This window comes from Mesorhizobium sp. CA10 (assembly GCF_020165285.1).
Taxonomy (GTDB): Bacteria; Pseudomonadota; Alphaproteobacteria; order Rhizobiales; family Rhizobiaceae; genus Mesorhizobium.
On record NZ_JAIUHV010000001.1, the window covers coordinates 450,320 to 468,383 of the forward strand.

At 64.8% G+C, this 18,064-nt stretch carries 12 protein-coding genes; 1 reads left to right on the top strand and 11 read right to left on the bottom strand.

Features of this window, described 5'->3' with window-relative positions; genetic code table 11:
• Window positions 1-33: 33 nt before the first annotated feature.
• The 7 genes from LB535_RS02145 to LB535_RS02175 form a co-directional block, all read right to left on the bottom strand.
• Window positions 34-1,308 carry an RNA polymerase sigma factor gene (locus LB535_RS02145; protein WP_224524412.1) on the bottom strand — a complete coding sequence of 425 codons (1,275 nt, stop codon included), beginning with the start codon at window positions 1,306-1,308 and terminating at the stop codon, window positions 34-36.
• Complete coding sequence (locus LB535_RS02150; protein WP_095766415.1) at window positions 1,305-1,679, bottom strand: YciI family protein; 375 nt, start codon at window positions 1,677-1,679, stop codon at window positions 1,305-1,307. Before LB535_RS02150 ends, LB535_RS02145 begins: the two co-directional genes overlap by 4 nt.
• A 110-nt stretch (window positions 1,680-1,789) precedes the next feature.
• Window positions 1,790-2,881, bottom strand: a complete 1,092-nt coding sequence (locus LB535_RS02155; RefSeq protein ID WP_224630994.1) for a DNA topoisomerase IB — start codon at window positions 2,879-2,881, stop codon at window positions 1,790-1,792.
• 91 nt (window positions 2,882-2,972) lie between these two features.
• Complete coding sequence (locus LB535_RS02160; protein ID WP_224630995.1) at window positions 2,973-3,848, bottom strand: transglutaminase N-terminal domain-containing protein; 876 nt, start codon at window positions 3,846-3,848, stop codon at window positions 2,973-2,975.
• A 124-nt stretch (window positions 3,849-3,972) separates the two neighbouring features.
• Window positions 3,973-6,384, bottom strand: coding sequence for a circularly permuted type 2 ATP-grasp protein (locus tag LB535_RS02165; protein ID WP_224630996.1), 2,412 nt, complete (start codon window positions 6,382-6,384; stop codon window positions 3,973-3,975).
• Window positions 6,385-6,390: 6 nt separating this feature from the next.
• A complete protein-coding gene (locus tag LB535_RS02170) occupies window positions 6,391-9,741 on the bottom strand; it encodes a DUF2126 domain-containing protein (RefSeq protein ID WP_224630997.1) in 3,351 nt (1,116 codons plus the stop codon).
• Window positions 9,742-9,847: 106 nt separating this feature from the next.
• Window positions 9,848-11,044 (bottom strand): acyl-CoA dehydrogenase, encoded by a 1,197-nt coding sequence (locus tag LB535_RS02175; RefSeq protein WP_224630998.1) that lies wholly within the window; start codon window positions 11,042-11,044, stop codon window positions 9,848-9,850.
• 106 nt (window positions 11,045-11,150) lie between these two features.
• On the opposite strand from LB535_RS02175, the gene LB535_RS02180 reads away from it, so the two are divergent.
• Window positions 11,151-12,062 carry a LysR family transcriptional regulator gene (locus LB535_RS02180; protein ID WP_224630999.1) on the top strand — a complete coding sequence of 304 codons (912 nt, stop codon included), beginning with the start codon at window positions 11,151-11,153 and terminating at the stop codon, window positions 12,060-12,062.
• Here the strand turns inward: LB535_RS02180 and LB535_RS02185 are convergent, their stop codons facing one another.
• The 4 genes from LB535_RS02185 to LB535_RS02200 form a co-directional block, all read right to left on the bottom strand.
• On the bottom strand, window positions 12,063-14,384 hold the full coding sequence (locus tag LB535_RS02185) for a Tex family protein (RefSeq protein WP_224631000.1): 2,322 nt from the start codon (window positions 14,382-14,384) through the stop codon (window positions 12,063-12,065).
• A gap of 122 nt (window positions 14,385-14,506) precedes the next feature.
• The gene (locus LB535_RS02190; protein ID WP_224631001.1) at window positions 14,507-15,685 is read right to left on the bottom strand and encodes a serine hydrolase domain-containing protein; all 1,179 of its coding nucleotides are present in this window, start codon (window positions 15,683-15,685) and stop codon (window positions 14,507-14,509) included.
• A gap of 29 nt (window positions 15,686-15,714) precedes the next feature.
• On the bottom strand, window positions 15,715-16,911 hold the full coding sequence (locus tag LB535_RS02195; RefSeq protein WP_224631002.1) for a serine hydrolase domain-containing protein: 1,197 nt from the start codon (window positions 16,909-16,911) through the stop codon (window positions 15,715-15,717).
• Window positions 16,912-17,029: 118 nt separating this feature from the next.
• Entirely contained in the window at window positions 17,030-18,058 is a 1,029-nt protein-coding gene (locus LB535_RS02200; protein WP_224631003.1) for an extracellular solute-binding protein, read from the bottom strand.
• Window positions 18,059-18,064: the final 6 nt, after the last annotated feature.

Here is an 18,064-nt window from a genome sequence, read left to right on the forward strand (position 1 = left end):
GATTGCGAAATTGGGCCAGACGGCGAAGCCGGATCAGCGCGCTTTTTGGAAGGAAGACTTCTCAGTGCTTTCCTTGATCAGCCGGTCGATATGCATGCGGATATGCGCCGCCTCGGCCGCGGTGTTGGCCAGGGCGATGGCGCGGTCGAAGGCGACACGCGCCTCGTCATTGCGCCCAAGCTGCATCAGCAGCCCGCCCCTCAGCCCGAAGAAGTGGAAATAGCCCGACAGCCGCTCTTCCAGCGGCTCGATCATGGCAAGTGCGGCTTCCGGGCCGCGCACCTTGCTGACCGCGACGGCGCGGTTGAGCGTTACCACCGGCGACGGCTGCATCTGCTCCAACAGACCATAGAGCAGGTCGATCTCGGTCCAGTCGGTATCCTCGGCCGTCGCCGCCCGCGCATGTAACGCCGCGATCGCCGCCTGCACCTGATAAGGGCCGGGCTTGCGGTGGCGCAGCGCCTTGTCGACCAGCGCCAAGCCCTCGTCGATCATCTTGCGGCTCCAGAGCGAGCGGTCCTGGTCCTCGAGCAGCACGATCTCGCCGTCTTCGTCGAAACGCGCCGGTGCCCGCGCATGCTGGAGAAGCAGCAGCGCCGTCAGCCCCATGATTTCAGGTTCCTGCTGGAACAGCCTGAGCAGCAGCCGGGCGAGCCGGATCGCCTCCTCGCACAGCGGCGCGCGAGCGGGCGCCTCGCCGCCATTGCTCGAATAGCCCTCGTTGAAGATCAGATAGACCATTGCGGAGACTGCGGCGAGCCGCTCCGAGCGCTCAACCGCGCCCGGCGTCTCGAACGGCACGCCGGCATCGGCAATGCGCGCCTTGGCGCGGGTGATGCGCTGTTCCATGGCGCTCTCGCCGACGAGAAAGGCGCGCGCGATCTGCTTGACGGTGAGGCCGGACACGATGCGCAGCGCCACCGCGATCTGCTGCGTCGCCGGCAGATCCGGATGGCAGCAGATGAACAGAAGCCGCAGGATATCGTCGCGATAATGCGCGCCGTCCAGCCGCTCGGCCATATCGCCTTCGGCATCCTCGAGATCGGAAATCTGGTCCTCTTCCGGCATCGGCGCCTGCTTGGCGCGCTTGCGCACGGCGTCGATGCCGCTGTTGCGTCCGACGAAGATCAGCCAAGCCGCGGGATCGCGTGGCGGCCCGTTCTTCGGCCAGTTGTTGAGTGCCCTCAGGCACGCGTCCTGGAAAGCCTCTTCCGCGGCGTCGAGGTCGCGGAAGTAGCGCAGCAGCGCGCCCATCGCCTGCGGGCGGGCATTGCTGATCGCGGCGTTTATCCAGGCGAGTTCCGTCATACCGCGACCTTTGTCGGATTGAAGACCGAAACCGGCCGGATCTCGTAGGAACCGCCGCTCGGATTGACTTCGGAAAGCTCGCGCGCGAATTCGACGGCTTCGTCGAGATCGTTGCATTCGAGCGTGTAGAAGCCGAGGAATTGTTCCTTGGTCTCGGCGAACGGACCGTCGAGCACGATCGATTCCCCTTTGACCTTTCGCAGCGTCGTGGCCGCCGTCGTCGGCAACAGGCGCGCCACCGGCCCCAGCCGGCCCGCCTTGGCGTATTTGTCCTGCACGTTGAGGAGCTTTGCCATGACCTCGTCGTCCTGTTCCTTGCTCCAGGAGCAAACGACGTCTTCGGAGGCGTAGCAGAGGATGGCGTAAAGCATGGCAGGTCCTTTCCGTATCAAAGGACGCGACACTAGGACCCTTCCCGACACTAGGTCGATAAAAAAATTTATCGAGGGATCACTGACTTGACGATCTCCGCAACCGCCTGTCAGGCGCCGCGCGCCTGCAGCCATCTGAGCACCAGCGTTTCTTCCTCGTCGAGGCCGGGTATGACGCGCTTGTGCTTATTGGCTTCGGCCATTTCGTCGAGCAGGCGCCCGTTGCTCCACGCTTCGAACACCAGCGGGTGGATGTAGCATTTGCGACAGACGGCACGGGTGTTGCCCAACCGCTCGGCGACCTTGTCGACGACGCTGTTTGTCACCCGTTTCCGCAGCGCTTGGCTTTCCGGCAGTTCGGTCTGCGCAAACAGCGAAGCGGCGTGGATGGTGCCGCCCCAGGTGCGGAAATGTCTTGAGCTGAATTCGGCGCCGGAGGCCTCGCGAATATAGCGGTTGACGTCCTCCGAGCGCACCGGCCGCCGGTCGCCGTCCTCGTCGAGATATTGGAACAGCTTCTGTCCGGGCAGGTCCTGGGCGCCGCGCACGACCTTGGCTATCCGTCGATCGGCCAGCTTCAGCTTCCATTCCTTGCCCGACTTGCCCTTGAAGGCGAAGCGCAGGCTGGAGCCCGTGATCTCGACATGGCGGTCACGCAGCGTGGTCAGTCCGAAACTCTTGTTGTCGCGCGCATAGGCCGCGTTGCCGATGCGGATCATGGTGTTGTCGAGCAACCAAACCACAGAGGCGACGACGCGCTCCATCGGCAGCCCGTGGCGGCGCAGATCGGCATCGATCTGCCGCCTGAGAGTGGGCAGGCTTTGCGCGAAAGCAACGAGGCTGGAATATTTGACGCCGTCGCGTTCCTCGGTCCATTGCGGGTGATAACGGTACTGCTTGCGGCCCCGCTGATCCCGGCCTGTTGCCTGGATGTGGCCGTCCGGATCGGGTGATATCCATACATCCGTCCAGGCCGGCGGAATGACGATCGCCTTGATGCGGGCAAGTGTCTCCGCGCTGACCTTGCGCCCGTTCGGACCGACATAGGAAAATCCCTTGCCTTTTCTCAATCGTCGGACGCCGGGATCGGTGTCGCTGACATAGCTGAGCGACGCGCGCTCGGCCGAATCCTGCGCACCGTTCCTTACTATTTCCTCGCTCCGCATTGAACGGTCCGAGGACAATCGTGAATGCTGCAACATGCCGGCTCCGCGAAATTATCCGTAGATAAAGCCGCTCGCCGATGACTGGTTCCGGATGCAAACGGCGGTGCGCGTCATCGACGCCCGCGGATCAGGCTGCCACCGGAATGACGTCGACCGCTTGCTCGCCGACCTGGCCGCCGGTGGTCTTCAACACGCCGACGATCGGCGCAACGTCGGAATAGTCGCGGCCGTAGCCAACCGTGATATGGTCGTTGCTCGCCCGCATGCCGTTGGTCGGGTCGAACTCCTGCCAGCCGGCATCGCGTCCGCACCAGGCCTTGACCCAGGCATGCATGGCATCGGCGCCCTCGAGCCGAGGCTTGCCCTTGGGCGGGATCGTGCGCAAAAAACCGCTGACATAACCGGCGGGAATGCCAAGCCCGCGCAGGCCGGCGATCATGATATGCGAGAAATCCTGGCAGACGCCGCGTTTCAGCGCGAAGGCGTCGCTTGCCCGCGTCTGCACCGTGGTTGCCTTGCCGTCATAGGTGAAATCGCGATGGATGCGGTTGCAGAGATCGGCCGCCGTTGCCACCGCCGAGCCGGCCAGGCTTTCCCGCGCATAGGCCGTGATCGCCGCATCGATGCCGGCATGGTCGCTGGCGGCGAGGAAATGATGCGGCGCGGACGGCAATAGCGAGCGTACCAGGTCGAGCTCCGACCTCAGCCCGCTTATATCGGGCGAGACATCGAGACCTGGCTCGGGCCGCGAGACAGACACGCGCGCGCTCATGCGGATGTCGAGCGTCTCATGCGCGTCGCGAAAAGCGATCGAGGTGACGTTGTTCCCGAAGAAATCGGAAAAATCGGCACGCTCGGCCGGCGACGGCTGGAACGACAGCGAGGCGGCGATCACGCGCTGCACTCCGGCGATCGTCTGCGGCATGACGCGCACCTGGTGCCGTCCGCCGCCGGCGGCAGCGGCGTAGTCGTAATGCAAATGGAGTTTGATGTCGTAGAGCATTACAGCAATTCCAGCAAAAATGCGCAGCGGTTGGGCTCGGCGGCTTCGCCGTAGCCTTGCGTCCGGAATTGCGCAAAAACAGAGAGATAGAGCATTGGAGGCGATCCTTTTCGCTGGAGATGCTCTAACCGAAATAGGCTCTGGAGAGGCTGTTGTAGAGATCGGCTATCTGGCCGGCGAGGTCGTCGAGCGCCTTGGCGCTCATGTCCGACGGCTCCATGACGGCTATTGCCGTGTTGAGCCGCAGGATCTCCTTGGCGGCGGGTGACATGTGCCCTTCGCCGCCGATCGAAGGCAGCATGCCGATCTCGGCCTTCAGCCGCTCCAGCTGGAACAAGATCGAGCGAGGATTGAGCGGGTCGAGCGCGAGCAGGTCGATAACCGTGTGCCGCCCGGCCTGCACCGGATATTGCCGGCGATGGGTCATGACGCTGTCGCCGATCTCCAGCATCATGTCCAGCGCCCCTTCCGGCGCCTCATTCCTTGTCAGCTGGCTGAGCGTGCGCGCGATCTGGATGCCGCGTTCCAGCCTGCGGCCGATCTCCAGGAAGCGCCAGCCGGTGAAGCGGTACATGTTCTCGTGCAGCAGGCCGGAAAAGCCGGCAAGCTTGCGCAGCATCACCGTCATCGCCCGCGTCGCGTCGTCTCCGGGCGCGACCGTCTCCGCGAATTTGTGGATGGTCTTGGACAGATCCTTCAGCGCCAGCCAGCCATCGGGAGAGAAGCGGTCGCGAATCTGGCCGGCGCTGTAGACCGCGCTGTCCAAAGTGCCGATCAACCCCGGTGGTATCGCCGTTTCGACGTCGATGCCGAACGGTTCCAGATAGTCCCTGATATCGGCGAGCAGCGGCATATCCGGATCGGACGTCTCGGCAAGCCGCACGTGATAGGCGCGCAGCACGCGCACCGTGTCTTCGGAGCGCTCGATATAGCGTCCGAGCCAGGTCAGGTTCTCGGCCGCGCGGCTGGGCAGGCTGCCCGGCATGGTGCGGGTGAAGCCGTCATGCTCCTGCGGCAACAATGTCTCGCGCTCGACCGGCCTGTCGCTGACCACCCAGACATCCGCCGCCTGGCCGCCGCGCTGCATGGCAATCGCAGTCGGGTCGAGCGAAAATCCGACACGGGCGAAGCCGCCGGGCATCACCGTCCAGCCTTCCGGCGTGCGCGCCAGATAGACGCGCAGGCTGGCAGGCCGCGGCTCCAGCAAGCCGTCGACGAACACCGGCGTGGTCGACAGCGTCACGGCTTCCTGGCCGACGAAGCCGGCGCCGTCCGCCTCGATGCGCGCGATGAGCTCGGCCCGCTCGCCGGCCGAAAGGGACGATCCGAGCCGGGTCGCGCCATCGTCCTCGAAGGCAAGCCGGGTCGAGAGCGCCGGGCCGACCACCATGCGGTCGATATTGGCCAGCACATGCGCGCGCTCCGCCTCTTGCCCGCACCACCAGGTGGCGATGCTCGGCAGCTTGAGATTGTCACCTTGCAGTTCTCGCGCGATCCTGGGCAGGAACGACAGCAATGCCCGCGTCTCCATCAGGCCCGAACCCAGCGCATTGACGGCCGATACGGAGCCGCGCCGGATTGCCTCGACCAATCCCGGTGTGCCGATCTGCGAGTCCGGCCTGAGCTCCAGCGGATCGGCGAAAGCGGCATCGAGCCTCCGCCACAGGACGCCGATCGGCATCAGGCCGGAAACGGTTCGCACCATCAGCCTGCCGCCGGAAACGGTCAGGTCCTCGCCCTCGAGCAGCATGATGCCCAGATAGCGGGCGATATAGGCGTGCTCGTAATAGGTTTCGTTGAGCGGTCCCGGCGTCAGGATGGCGACGCGGCCGCCCGACTCCCTTGCCATAGCGTTCAGCGCGTCGCGGAAGCGGCGGAAAAAGCCGGCAAGCCGATGCACATGCATCTCGCCATAGATATCCGACAGCGCACGCGTTGTGGCGACGCGGTTCTCCAGCGCGAAGCCTGCGCCCGACGGCGCCTGGGTGCGATCGCCCAGCACCCACCAGCGGCCGTCCGGGCCACGGCCGAGCTCGAAGGCGACCATATGCAGAAAATGCCCGTTGGCCGGCCGGACGCCGGCTATCGGGCGCAGATATTCCGGGCTGGCTGCAATCAGGCCGGCCGGCAGAATGCCTTTCTCGACCAACCGGTTCGGCCCGTAAATGTCGGACAGGATCGCCTCGAACAGGTCGGCGCGCTGGACGAGGCCGGCGCTGATCTCGGCCCATTCCTTCTCGTCGATCAGCAGCGGGACATGCGCGAGCGGCCACTCCCGCTCATTGGCGCCAGCCTGCTCATAGACACGGTAATAGACGCCGGCATCGCGCAGATACTGGTCGGCGCGGGCAAACCGCTGCCCGAGCCGATCCGCCCCGAGATCGTTGAGCGCGTCGATGAAGGAGCGCCAGGCCGGGCGCGGGCTGCCGGCCGCGTCGACCATCTCGTCGACGACGCCTTCGATCGGTCGGTAGCGTTCCAGCAGGCTCGGCGCCCGCGGCCTGCCGCCCGCCCGTCTCTGATTCCCCTTGGCCATTGTCGATCAGAATCTCGCCGGCTGCCTGAGGTCAAGGGTCATGGGGAACTCTTCAGCAGCTTCTTCGTCACGCAGCACATAGCCGCCCGGCGTGTGGCCGCGCGGTTCGAACCGGGCAAGCCGTCGCGCCTCGGCCTCGTTGCCGTTGACTGGGAAGGTGTCGTAGTTGCGGCCGCCCGGATGCGCGACATGGTAGACGCAGCCGCCGACCGAGCGGCCCGACCAGCGGTCATAGATGTCGAAGACCAGCGGCGTGTTGACCCGCAGTGCCGGATGCAGGCCCGACGCCGGCTGCCAGGCCTTGAAGCGAACGCCGGCCACCGCGACCTCGCGATTGTCGGTGACCTTCATCGGCACGAGGCGGCCGTTGCAGACGATGGCGTGACGCTCCGGATTGAGGCCTTCGGTTCGCACCTGCAGCCGCTCGACCGAGGAATCGACGAAGCGGACCGTGCCGCCGATAGCGCCCTGCTCGCCCATCACATGCCACGGCTCTAGCGCCTGCCTCAACTCCAGCTTGACGCCGGCATGTTGGACCTCGCCGCAGAACGGGAAACGGAATTCGAGCTGGGCCGCGAACCATTCGGGGCGGAAATCGAAGCCGTTCAGCTTCAGATCCTCCAGCACGTCGAGGAAATCCGCCCAGACGTAGTGCGGCAGCATGAAACGGTCGTGCAGCGAGGTGCCCCAGCGCACGAAGCGTCCGTCGAGCGGGTTCCTCCAGGCGCGGGCGACGATCGCGCGGACCAGCAATTGCTGTGCGAGGCTCATGCGCGCATTGGGCGGCATCTCGAAGCCGCGGAACTCAACCAGCCCGAGCCGGCCGGTCGGGCCATCCGGCGAGAACAGTTTGTCGATGCAGATTTCGGAACGGTGCGTATTGCCGGTCACGTCGGTCAAGAGATTGCGGAACAGCCGGTCGACCAGCCACGGCAAGGGCGCCTCGCCCTTCTCGGGATGCGGCACCTGCGCCAGCGCGATCTCGAGCTCATAGAGCGAATCGTGCCGCGCCTCGTCGATGCGCGGCGCCTGGCTGGTCGGGCCGATGAACAGGCCCGAAAACAGGTAGGACAGGGACGGATGCCGCTGCCATTGCAGCACCAGGCTCTTCAGAAGGTCTGGCCGGCGCAGGAACGGGCTGTCATTGGGCGTCGCGCCGCCGACCACGACATGATTGCCGCCGCCGGTGCCGGTGTGGCGGCCGTCGATCATGAACTTGTCGGTGCCGAGCCGCGATTGCCGCGCTTCCTCGTAGATGGCCGTGGTGGTGGCAACGCATTCCTGCCAGTTGGCGGCCGGATGGATGTTGACCTCGATCACGCCGGGATCGGGCGCGACGCGGATGACGTTGAGGCGCGGGTCGTGCGGCGGAGCATAGCCCTCGATATGCACCGGCAACCCGATGGCCTTGGCAGCATTTTCCGCCGCCGCCACCAGTTCGAGATAATCCTCCAGCGCCTCGACCGGCGGCATGAACACGCAGAGCCTGCCGTCGCGCGGCTCGACGGTGAGTGCGGTCCGCACCGCGCCGCCGATCTCGGTCAGTCGCTGCTCGACCCGGTCCTGTTGGGCCGTGGCGGCAGTGAAGGAGGCCTCAGCCTGCTGACGCGCCATTTCGTCGGCGCCTCCGCCTGGAGCTTCCGGCAGGATTTCGGCGCGCGCCGGCAGCGGGCCACGTGGCACTGAGGGGTCGACGGGCACGATGTAAGGGAATTGCGCCGGCGGAACATAGGGCAACGTACCGAGCGGCAAGCGGTAGCCGACTGGAGAGTCGCCCGGCACCAGAAACAGGCGCCCGCGCCTGGTCTTCCATTTTTCCGAGCGCCAGCGCTGTCCAGCGGCCTGGCTGTTCCAGCGCTGCACCGGCAGCACATAGCCTGACGGCTTGGTCAGGCCGCGCTCGAAGACGCGCGCCATGCGGCTGCGCTCTTCCGGGTCCTCCAGCTTCGAATTGGACGGATCGACATTGTCCGGCAGCTTGCCTTCCTTGAGCAGCCACTCGCCCGGATCCTCATAGGCCTCGCCGACCATCGCCTTGTCGATGCCGAGCTCGCCGGCGATCGCCGTGAGCAGGCTTTCGGCCTGTTCGGGTCCTATGGCGGCGCTGCTCGTCTCGCGCGCGATCAGCGACGGATCGCGCCAGATCGGCTCGCCATCGGTGCGCCAGTAGAGCGAAAAGGTCCAGCGTGGCAGGCTCTCGCCCGGATACCACTTGCCCTGGCCGTAATGCAGGAAGCCGCCCGGCGCAAAGCGCTCGCGCAGCCGGCGGATGAGCTGGTCCGCCTTGTCGCGTTTGGTCGGACCGACGGCCGCCGTGTTCCATTCCGCGGATTCGAAATCGTCGATCGACACGAACGTCGGCTCGCCGCCCATGGTGAGCCGCACGTCGCCGTCTTTCAGCACCGCGTCGACCTTTTCGCCCAGTCGATCGAGCGCCTCCCAGCTTTCGTCCGAAAATGGCTTGGTGATGCGCGGATGCTCGGCGATGCGGTCGACCCGCATGTCGAAGTTGAAATCGACATTGGCGAAGCTCGCCATGCCTGAGATCGGCGCGGCATTGCGGAAATGCGGCGTCGCGGCAAGCGGCACATGGCTTTCGCCGGTGAGCAGGCCGGAGGTCGGGTCGAAGCCGATCCAGCCGGCGCCCGGAATATAGACCTCGCACCAGGCATGCAGGTCGGTGAAGTCGACAGCGGTCCCTGGCGGTCCGTCGAGCGAGACGAGATCCGGCTTCAACTGGATCAGATAGCCGGAGACGAAGCGCGCGGCGACGCCCAGATTGCGCAGGATCTGCACCAACAGCCAGCTCGAATCCCGGCACGAGCCCTTGCCGGCGGCCAATGTCTCCTCGGGCGAATAAACACCCGTCTCCATGCGCACGATATAGGCGATCTCGCGCTGCAGCCTTGCATTGAGGTCGACCAGGAAATTGACGGTGTTTGTCGGGCTGCGGCCGATCGTCCGAAGGAATGCCGTCAACAGCGGCCCGGCGGGCTCCGGCGCCCGGTAGATGGCGAGGTCTTCCCTGATCTCCTCCGGGTAGTCGAACGGGAAAGTCTCGGCGCTCTCCTCGACGAAGAAGTCGAACGGGTTATAGACCGTCATGTCGGCGACGAGGTCGACCTCGATCTTTAATTCCGTCACCGGCTCCGGGAAGACGAAGCGGGCGAGGAAGTTGCCGTAGGGATCCTGCTGCAGGTTGACGAAGTGGTTTGCCGGCTCGACCTTCAGCGAATGGCTGAGCACCTTGGTGCGAGAATGCGGCGCCGGCTGCAGCCTGATCACCTGGGGACCGAGCACCACCGGCCGGTCATATTTGTAATGGGTCAGGTGATGAACGGCTGCCTGAATTGCCATGGTGCCCCGGAGTTCGGCGTTTCAATTCGCCGAACCCTGACATAGATGCTGGCCATTCTCCAAGCAGAGATGTTGCGCTGCACCTAATTTAAGCAGCCTTACCGGTTTAGAAAAACGCCTGCAGCCCAGTCTGCGCCCTTCCGAGGATCAGCGCATGCACATCATGCGTGCCTTCGTAGGTGTTGACCGTCTCCAGGTTCTGCGCGTGGCGCATCACGTGATAGCCGATCTGGATGCCGTTGCCGCCATGCATGTCGCGGGCCTGGCGGGCGATGTCGAGCGCCTTGCCGCAATTGTTGCGCTTGACGATCGAGATCATTTCCGGCGCCATCTTGCCTTCGTCCATCAGCCGGCCGACGCGCAGCGAGCCCTGCAGTCCGAGCGCGATCTCGGTCTGCATATCGGCGAGCTTCTTCTGGAACAATTGCGTGCCGGCGAGCGGCTTGCCAAACTGTTTTCTGTCGAGGCCGTATTGCCGCGCCCGGTGCCAGCAATCCTCGGCCGCGCCCATCGCTCCCCAGGAGATGCCGTAGCGCGCCCGGTTGAGGCAGCCGAACGGACCGCCGAGGCCCTTGGCGTTGGGCAGCAACGCGTCTTCGCCGACCTCGACGCCTTCCAGCACCACCTCGCCGGTGATTGACGCCCGCAACGACAACTTGCCGCCGATCTTCGGCGCCGACAGCCCCTTCATGCCCTTTTCCAGCACGAAGCCGCGGATCTCGTCCTTGCCGCTGTCGCCCTTCAGCTTCGCCCACACGACGAAGACGTCGGCGATCGGCGCGTTCGAGATCCACATCTTGGAGCCGGAGAGTCTGTAGCCGTTGGCCGTCTTCTCGGCGCGCGTCTTCATGCCGCCCGGATCGGAGCCGGCGTCCGGCTCGGTGAGCCCGAAACAGCCGATCCATTCGCCCGACGCCAGCTTCGGCAGGTATTTCCTGCGCTGCGCTTCCGAGCCATAGGCATGGATCGGATACATGACCAGCGAGGATTGCACGCTCATCATCGAGCGGTAGCCGGAGTCGACGCGCTCGACTTCGCGCGCCACCAGCCCGTAAGTCACATAGTTGGCGCCCAGCCCGCCATATTCTTCCGGAATGGTGATGCCGAGCAGGCCCGCTTCGCCCATCTCGCGGAAGATCGACGGGTCGGTCTTCTCGTCGGCATAGGCTTCCTCGATTCGCGGCGCCAGCTTGTCGGCGGCGAAGGCGGCAGCGCCGTCGCGCACCATGCGCTCGTCCTCGGAAAGCTGGTCCTCGATCAGGAAAGGATCGTTCCACACGAAGGCGTTCTTCTCGGCGGCCATGGCCTCGATCTCCCGACATATTGTTGAGGTGGCCGGCTTATCGGACTCCGCGTGCAAAAAATCAAACGAAATTGCATCACGGATCAATGAGCGTTAGTAATGGATCATGAATGTCCAGCGCCGCCTTCTACCCAACACCGCCGCCCTCGCCGCCTTCGAAGCGGTTGCGCGTCTCGGCTCCTTCACCGCCGCCGCGCGTGAGCTCGACCTGACGCAAGGGGCTGTCAGCCGGCAGATCAGCCTCTTAGAAGAGCAGTTCGGCCGCCGGCTGTTCGAACGCGACAGCCGCAATGTCCGGCTGTCGCCGCCCGGCGAGATCTATGCCGAAGCGGTGCGCTCGGCGCTTGGCCAATTGCGCGACGCCGCGCTTGGATTGATGAGCAATCGGCATAGCGGCGTTCTCAACCTGGCCATCCTGCCGACCTTCGGCACACGCTGGCTGATGCCGCTGATCCCGGATTTCGTCGCCCGCCATCCCGATATCACCATCAACTTCGCCACCCGCATCGGACGCTTCGACTTCGCCCGCGAGCGGCTGGATGCCGCCATCCATCACGGCATGCCCGACTGGCCGGACGCCGATTGCACGCTCTTGATGCGCGAGACCGTAATGCCGGTGGTTTCGCCCGAATTTTTGGCCAGCCGCGACATCGCCACAGCGGCCGACATCAGCCGTCTGCCGTTGCTGCATATGGCAACCCGCCCCGGCGCCTGGAGCGAATGGTTCGAGCATCAGGGGCTCGAGGCGCCGACCGGACCCGGCATGCAGTTCGAGCAGTTCGGCACGGTCGCGCAGGCTTGCATGGCCGGCCTCGGCGTGGCGCTGCTGCCGGAAATCCTGATTGCCGGCGAATTGCAGCGCGGCCAGCTGGTGCCGGCGCCGGGCACGCCGATGCAAAGCCACAGCGCCTATTACCTCGTCGTGCCGCACGACAAGCGCGGCCACCCGCCGGTCGCCAGTTTTCGCGACTGGCTGCTGGGCCAGATCGGCAAGGAGCCCGCAGTACTCGCGTGGTAGCTACTTCCGCTTCATCGCCTCGGCGAGCGCCGCACCGAACGCGCCCTGCGGAGGCCGCTCCGGCTGGCGCTGCGGCGCTGGCGAGCGCGGCGCCGGCTTGCTGCCGCCGTGGTCCCGCTGGCCGCCACGGGGCGCCCCACCCTCGCCGCCATCCTTGCGCATCGACAGGCCGATGCGCTTGCGCTTGATGTCGACATCGACGACCCGCACCTTCACGACATCGCCGGCCTTCACCACTTCATGCGCGTCCTTGATGAAGCGGTCGGCCAGTTGCGAGACATGCACCAGCCCGTCCTGGTGCACGCCGATATCGACGAAGGCGCCGAAAGCCGCGACATTGGTGACGGTGCCTTCGAGCAGCATGCCGGGCTTCAGGTCCTTGATGTCGTCGACGCCCTCGGCAAAGGTCGCCGTCTTGAAGCCGGGGCGCGGGTCGCGTCCGGGTTTTTCCAGCTCGGCGATGATGTCGCGCACAGTCGGCAGGCCGAAACGCTCGTCGACGAAGACGCGCGGGTCGAGCGACTTCAGCGCAGCGCTGTCGCCCATCAGCGCGCGCACATCGCGGCCGCAAGCGGCGACGATCTTCTTCGCCACGCCATAGGCTTCCGGATGCACCGATGACGCATCGAGCGGCTCTGTCCCGTTCGGTATGCGCAGGAACCCGGCACTTTGCTCGAACGCGCGCGGCCCGAGCCGCGCAACCTTGAGCAGGTCCTTACGGGTGGCAAACGGCCCGGCCGCGTCGCGATGCGCAACGATCGCCTCGGCGAGCGACGGCCCAAGTCCCGACACGCGCGCCAAAAGCGGCGCCGACGCCGTGTTGAGATCGACGCCGACGGCGTTCACCGCATCCTCGACCACTGCCTCCAGCGAACGGCCGAGCCGGTACTGGTCGACATCATGCTGGTACTGGCCGACGCCGATCGATTTCGGCTCGATCTTGACCAGCTCGGCCAGTGGGTCCTGCAGGCGTCTGGCGATCGACACCGCGCCGCGCAGCGACACATCCAGGCCCGGGAATTCCGCCGCTGCCGTCGCCGAGGCCGAATAGACCGAGGCGCCAGCCTCGCTGACGATCACCTTGAGCGGCTTTGGCCCGGCGCCTGCCGGCAGGTCGGACAACATGTCGGCGACCAGCTTTTCCGTCTCGCGGCTGCCGGTGCCGTTGCCGATCGAGATCAGCTCGACCTTGTGCTGGCGGATGAGGGCCGCGAGTTCGGCCTGCGTGCCGCGCACGTCGTTCTTCGGCGGGAACGGATACACGGTCGTCGTCGCCACAAGTTTGCCGGTGCCGTCGACCACCGCCACCTTGACGCCGGTGCGGATGCCCGGGTCGAGGCCCATGGTCGGCCGCGAGCCGGCAGGCGCCGCGAGCAAAAGATCCTTCAGGTTGCGGGCAAAGACATGGATCGCTTCTTCCTCGGCCCGCTCGCGCAGGTCGCGCATCAAATCGAGCGTCAGATGCAGCGACAGTTTTATCCGCCAGGTCCAACCGGCTACCTCCATCAGCCATTTATCGCCGGGCAGCGTCGCGCCGATCGCATAGGCGTTGGCGATCATGCGCTCGACCGGCTTCACCGGCGATTGATCGTCCGCATCGACCTCGATGTCGAGCGACAGCACCTCTTCATTGCGGCCGCGCAGCATGGCCAAGGCACGGTGGCTGGGCACGCCAGACCAGCGCTCGACATGGTCGAAATAGTCGGAGAATTTCGCGCCGGCCTCCTGCTTGCCGTCGACGACTTTTGCGCGCAGGAAGGCGCGTTCCTTCATATAGGCGCGCAGCTTGCCGACCAGATCCGCATTTTCGGCGAACTGCTCCGACAGGATGTCGCGTGCGCCTTCAAGCGCCGCCTTGGCGTCAGCCACCTCTTCCGTGACATAGGCGAGCGCAAGCTCGGCCGGAATTTTCGAGCGATCGGCGAGGATCGCCTCCGCGAGCGGCCCAAGCCCACGCTCCTTGGCGATTTCGGCCTTGGTGCGCCGCTTCGGCTTATAGGGCAGATAGATGTCCTCGAGCTCCGCCTTTGTGGCGGCCCCAGCGATCTTGGCTTCCAGCTCCTCGGTCAGCTTGCCCTGCTCTCGGATCGAGCTGACGATCGTCTCGCGCCGTGCGTCGAGCTCGCGCAGATAGGCGAGGCGCTCGGAAAGGTCGCGCAACTGCGTGTCGTCGAGCCCGCCGGTGACCTCCTTGCGGTAGCGTGCCACGAAGGGGACTGTCGCGCCTTCGTCGAGCAGCCCGATTGCCGCCGCGGCCTGTTCCGGCCGCGCGCCGATCTCGGCCGCGATGATTGCTGCGATGCGCTTGATGTCCGATGCCATGCTCGTCCCTGCGGAAAAGAGCGGCGACCATAGGCCGGGAGAACCGCTACGCCAACCGCAACGGTTTCATCACGCGCCGAAGGTCCACAGAAAACAGCTGTTGGAACCAGCCTCTGGTCGGCTCAAACCATGCCGCTCAACGCTTCGAAGAACGCCACGATGTCCCCATCCAGCTTATCGTCCACCGGTTCCGGTTGTGACGACATCTTGGCGATGACCATGTCTGTCTTCGGATTGACGTAAAGCCACTGGCCGTGAATGCCGATGCCGCAGAAGGCGCCGCTGTCGTGGCCGGTCTGATACCATTTGTTGCGGTAGCGTCCCTTCGGGAACAGGAACGCCATCGTGCCGCGTTGCCAGGCCTCAAAGCTGCCGCCGGTGGCGACCGTATCGCGCACCCAGGCTTCCGGCACGATGCGGCGGCCATTAGCCGTGCCGCCCTGCCGCATCATCTCGCCGATGCGGGCAAGGTCGCGCGGCGTCATCGACATGCCGCCGGCGGTGCGCGCCGTGCCTTCCATGTCGACGGTCACCGACATTTCGCTTCCAGCACCGAGCGGCTGCCACAGTTTCTCCCTGAGCAGGTCGCTGACACGCCTGCCGGAGGCGCGCTCGATCAGGATGCCGAGCACGTCGGAATTGGGTGAGCGATAGCGATAGGTCTGGCCATGCGGCTCGGCGAGCCGCTGGATCGTCATCAAGAAGGCCGTGAGGCTCTCGGACCCGCCGCCGGGGTTCCACAGCGTCGAGCGGCGGTAGCGGGCGAAGGCGCTTTCCGGATCGAGATAGGCTTCCTCGAAATCGAGGCTCACCGTCATGTCGAGCACGTTGCGCACGCTCGCGTCGCCATAGGCTGAGCCCTTGGCTTCAGGGATGTAGTGCGTTACCGGCGCGTTGGGGTCGAACAACCCCTCGCCTTCCAGTATGCCTGCGAGGATCGCCGTCACCGACTTGCTGATCGAAAAGATGATGTGGCGCGCTCCGAGCGGCATATGCGGCGCCGACCAGTCGCCGACAGGCTTGCCGGCCTTCAGGATCGTCAGCCCGTCCGTATCGGAACGCTTCAGAAAGCTCTCGACGGTCTCGCTGCCACCGGCGAGCGATATCTTTTCCTCAAGCAATGCGCCGAGCGATTTCGCTTGGCTCTCGCCGGCGGGCGCCGCCGCGATATGCGCGCTCGGCACCAGCTCGCCGACATTCTGGAACGACCATCGGTTGAACGGCGAAAGCCGCCAATTGTCGAGCCGCACATCCTTGCGGGCAAAGCCGTATCTGGCCTCGAACGCGGTCTTGCCGCTCATGATGCTCTCCCGGATCTTGTTTTGCGGTTTCAGGTCAGCGCGGCGGCAATGGCATGCACCGCCTTCTGCGTCGCCACCGAATAGGCGGAATTGACGAAATCCGGATAGCTCGAAAGCTTCACAACGACCATCCTGTGTTCCCAGCTCATGTGGATCAATTGGCCGAACACGCCGCGGCACATCAGCGAGCGTGAGCGCGAATCCTCGATCCAGAACTGGTTGCGGTAGCTGCCGTCGGGAAGGCTCGGGCTGAAATTCGGCCCGTGCTTGCCGCTGCGTGTCGCCTCGATCCAGTCGGCCGGGATCACGCCGCCGCCATTGTCGAGGATCAGTTGCCCGAAGCGGCCATAATCGCGCAGCGTCGCATTGAAGCCGCCATCGGCCAGCGCATAGCCGGCGCTATCGACGGTGAAGCAGGCGCTCTCGTCGGCGCCGAGCTTCTGCCAGAGCTCTTCCGAGACCAACCGCGCCAGGCGCTTGCCGCTCACCCGTTCCATGATGAAGGCGAGCACGTCGGTCTCGATCGAGCGGTATTCGAACGCTTCGCCATGCGGGCGCACTCTGTCCTTCAGCCGCAGGATCAGCTCGAACAGGTGCGACGGCCACGCGAAGTCCGGGTCGCTGCCCGGCGGGATCGGCTTCCAGCCGGTCGCGACATCGACCTGACCGATCTCGGAATAGCGGTCGGTGTATTCCTCGGAAAAGCGCACGCCCGTCGTCATGTCGAGCACATGCTGGACGGTGGCGCCGGCCCAGCCGGTCTCGCCGAGCTCCGGCAGATAGTCGGTGACCAGCCTGCCCGGATCGATCAGGCCGCGGCCAACCAGGATGCCGCACACCGATCCGGTGACCGACTTCGCCATCGACTGCGACAGATGCAGCGTGCGCTCGTCCATGCCGTTGAAATAGCGCTCATAGGCGATCCTGCCGTCCTTCAGCACCAGGAAGCCGTCGGCATAGGTTTCGTCAAGCAAGCCGGCAAGCGTCGTCGGCGCGCCGTTGCTGTCGGCCACCGGCAGATCGTCGAGATCCACCTCCGCCCTCTCGAGGCGATGGCGATGGCCGCTGCCGCGCCACACCTCGACGGTCGGCAGGAATTCGCGGATGTGCTGGAAGGCCCATCGGTTCCAGGGCGGCCGGTCCCAATCGAGCTTCGGCGGCACCAGCCTGGGCGGCGAGCCCTGCATGATCGGCGGCCGCGGATCGGAGTTGCGATAGGACGACAAGATTTCCTCCCGATGCATGTCGCCCAAAAATATGCGAGCGGTCCCAGAATGACATGCATAGAAACAGTCACAAGAAAGGGAGGCCGGAGCCTCCCCTCCTTTCATACGTCGCGCTGTTTTATTTGCGCAGGTTGGTCCAGATCTTGTTGTAGATCTCCACCACATCCGGCGGGCACGGCGGCACGAATTCCGGCGTCGGCGAGCCGGCCGGCGGGCTGATTTCCGGCGAGTTGGCGAACTCAGCCGGCAGGAATTTATGGCTGCCGGCGATGCCGTTGTCGTAACCGGCAAACTCGGAGATCAGCGCCGCGTTCTCAGGCGCCATGACGAAGTCCTGGAACAGCTTCGCGTTTTCGAGGTTCTTGGCGCCCTTCAGCACCGCAACATTGTCCATCCAGCCCTCGATGCCTTCCTTCGGATAGGCATATTTGATCGCCGGGATCTTCTGGCGCGAGCGGTACGCAGCACCATTCCACTGCTCGGTTACGATGACGTCGCCGGAGGTGATCTTGGTGATCGTATCGTAGCTGAAGGTCTTCCAGGATGGCTTGGCGGCCGTCAGTATGTCGTTGATCTTTTTCAAATTGGCCTTGTCAGCGCCGCAGCGGGGCACGCCGGCATAGCGCTCGGCCGCATGCATGACGGTGTTGACGTCGTCGAGCACGTTGATCTGGCCCTTCAGCTCATCCGGCGGGTCGAACAGGATAGCCAGCGTGTTGATGTCGCCCTTGAACTTGTCCGTATTGACGGAGAACGCGGTCGTGCCGAATTGCCACGGCACGGTATAATGGCGACCGGCGTCCCAATAGATGTTGAGGAAGCGCGGGTCTATATTCTTGCCGTTCGGCATCGCGTTGGGCTCGGTTTTTTCGAGCAGGCCCTCTTCGATCATGATCTTCACAGTGTAGTCCGACGGCACGACGATGTCGTAGCCGGAATTGCCGGCGCGCACCTTGGACAGCATGGTTTCGTTGGAATCGTAGTCGTCCAGCGTCACCTTGACATTGTACTGCTTCTCGAATTTTTCGATCAGCTTGGGGTTGGTGTAATCACCCCAATTGTAGATGTGCAGTTCGCCGTCGGCGAGCGCCGGCACTGCCCATAACAGAACGGCCGCGGAAACGGCCGCCATCAGTTTTCCAGACATTTTATG

Coding starts and splice junctions, on each gene's coding strand:
- LB535_RS02200 (WP_224631003.1), bottom strand. CDS start 18,058: ATGTCTGGAAAACTGATGGCGGCCGTTTCCGCGGCCGTTCTGTTATGG.
- LB535_RS02155 (WP_224630994.1), bottom strand. CDS start 2,881: ATGTTGCAGCATTCACGATTGTCCTCGGACCGTTCAATGCGGAGCGAG.
- LB535_RS02160 (WP_224630995.1), bottom strand. CDS start 3,848: ATGCTCTACGACATCAAACTCCATTTGCATTACGACTACGCCGCTGCC.
- LB535_RS02145 (WP_224524412.1), bottom strand. CDS start 1,308: ATGACGGAACTCGCCTGGATAAACGCCGCGATCAGCAATGCCCGCCCG.
- LB535_RS02170 (WP_224630997.1), bottom strand. CDS start 9,741: ATGGCAATTCAGGCAGCCGTTCATCACCTGACCCATTACAAATATGAC.
- LB535_RS02190 (WP_224631001.1), bottom strand. CDS start 15,685: ATGAGCGGCAAGACCGCGTTCGAGGCCAGATACGGCTTTGCCCGCAAG.
- LB535_RS02180 (WP_224630999.1), top strand. CDS start 11,151: ATGAATGTCCAGCGCCGCCTTCTACCCAACACCGCCGCCCTCGCCGCC.
- LB535_RS02165 (WP_224630996.1), bottom strand. CDS start 6,384: ATGGCCAAGGGGAATCAGAGACGGGCGGGCGGCAGGCCGCGGGCGCCG.
- LB535_RS02150 (WP_095766415.1), bottom strand. CDS start 1,679: ATGCTTTACGCCATCCTCTGCTACGCCTCCGAAGACGTCGTTTGCTCC.
- LB535_RS02185 (WP_224631000.1), bottom strand. CDS start 14,384: ATGGCATCGGACATCAAGCGCATCGCAGCAATCATCGCGGCCGAGATC.
- LB535_RS02175 (WP_224630998.1), bottom strand. CDS start 11,044: ATGGCCGCCGAGAAGAACGCCTTCGTGTGGAACGATCCTTTCCTGATC.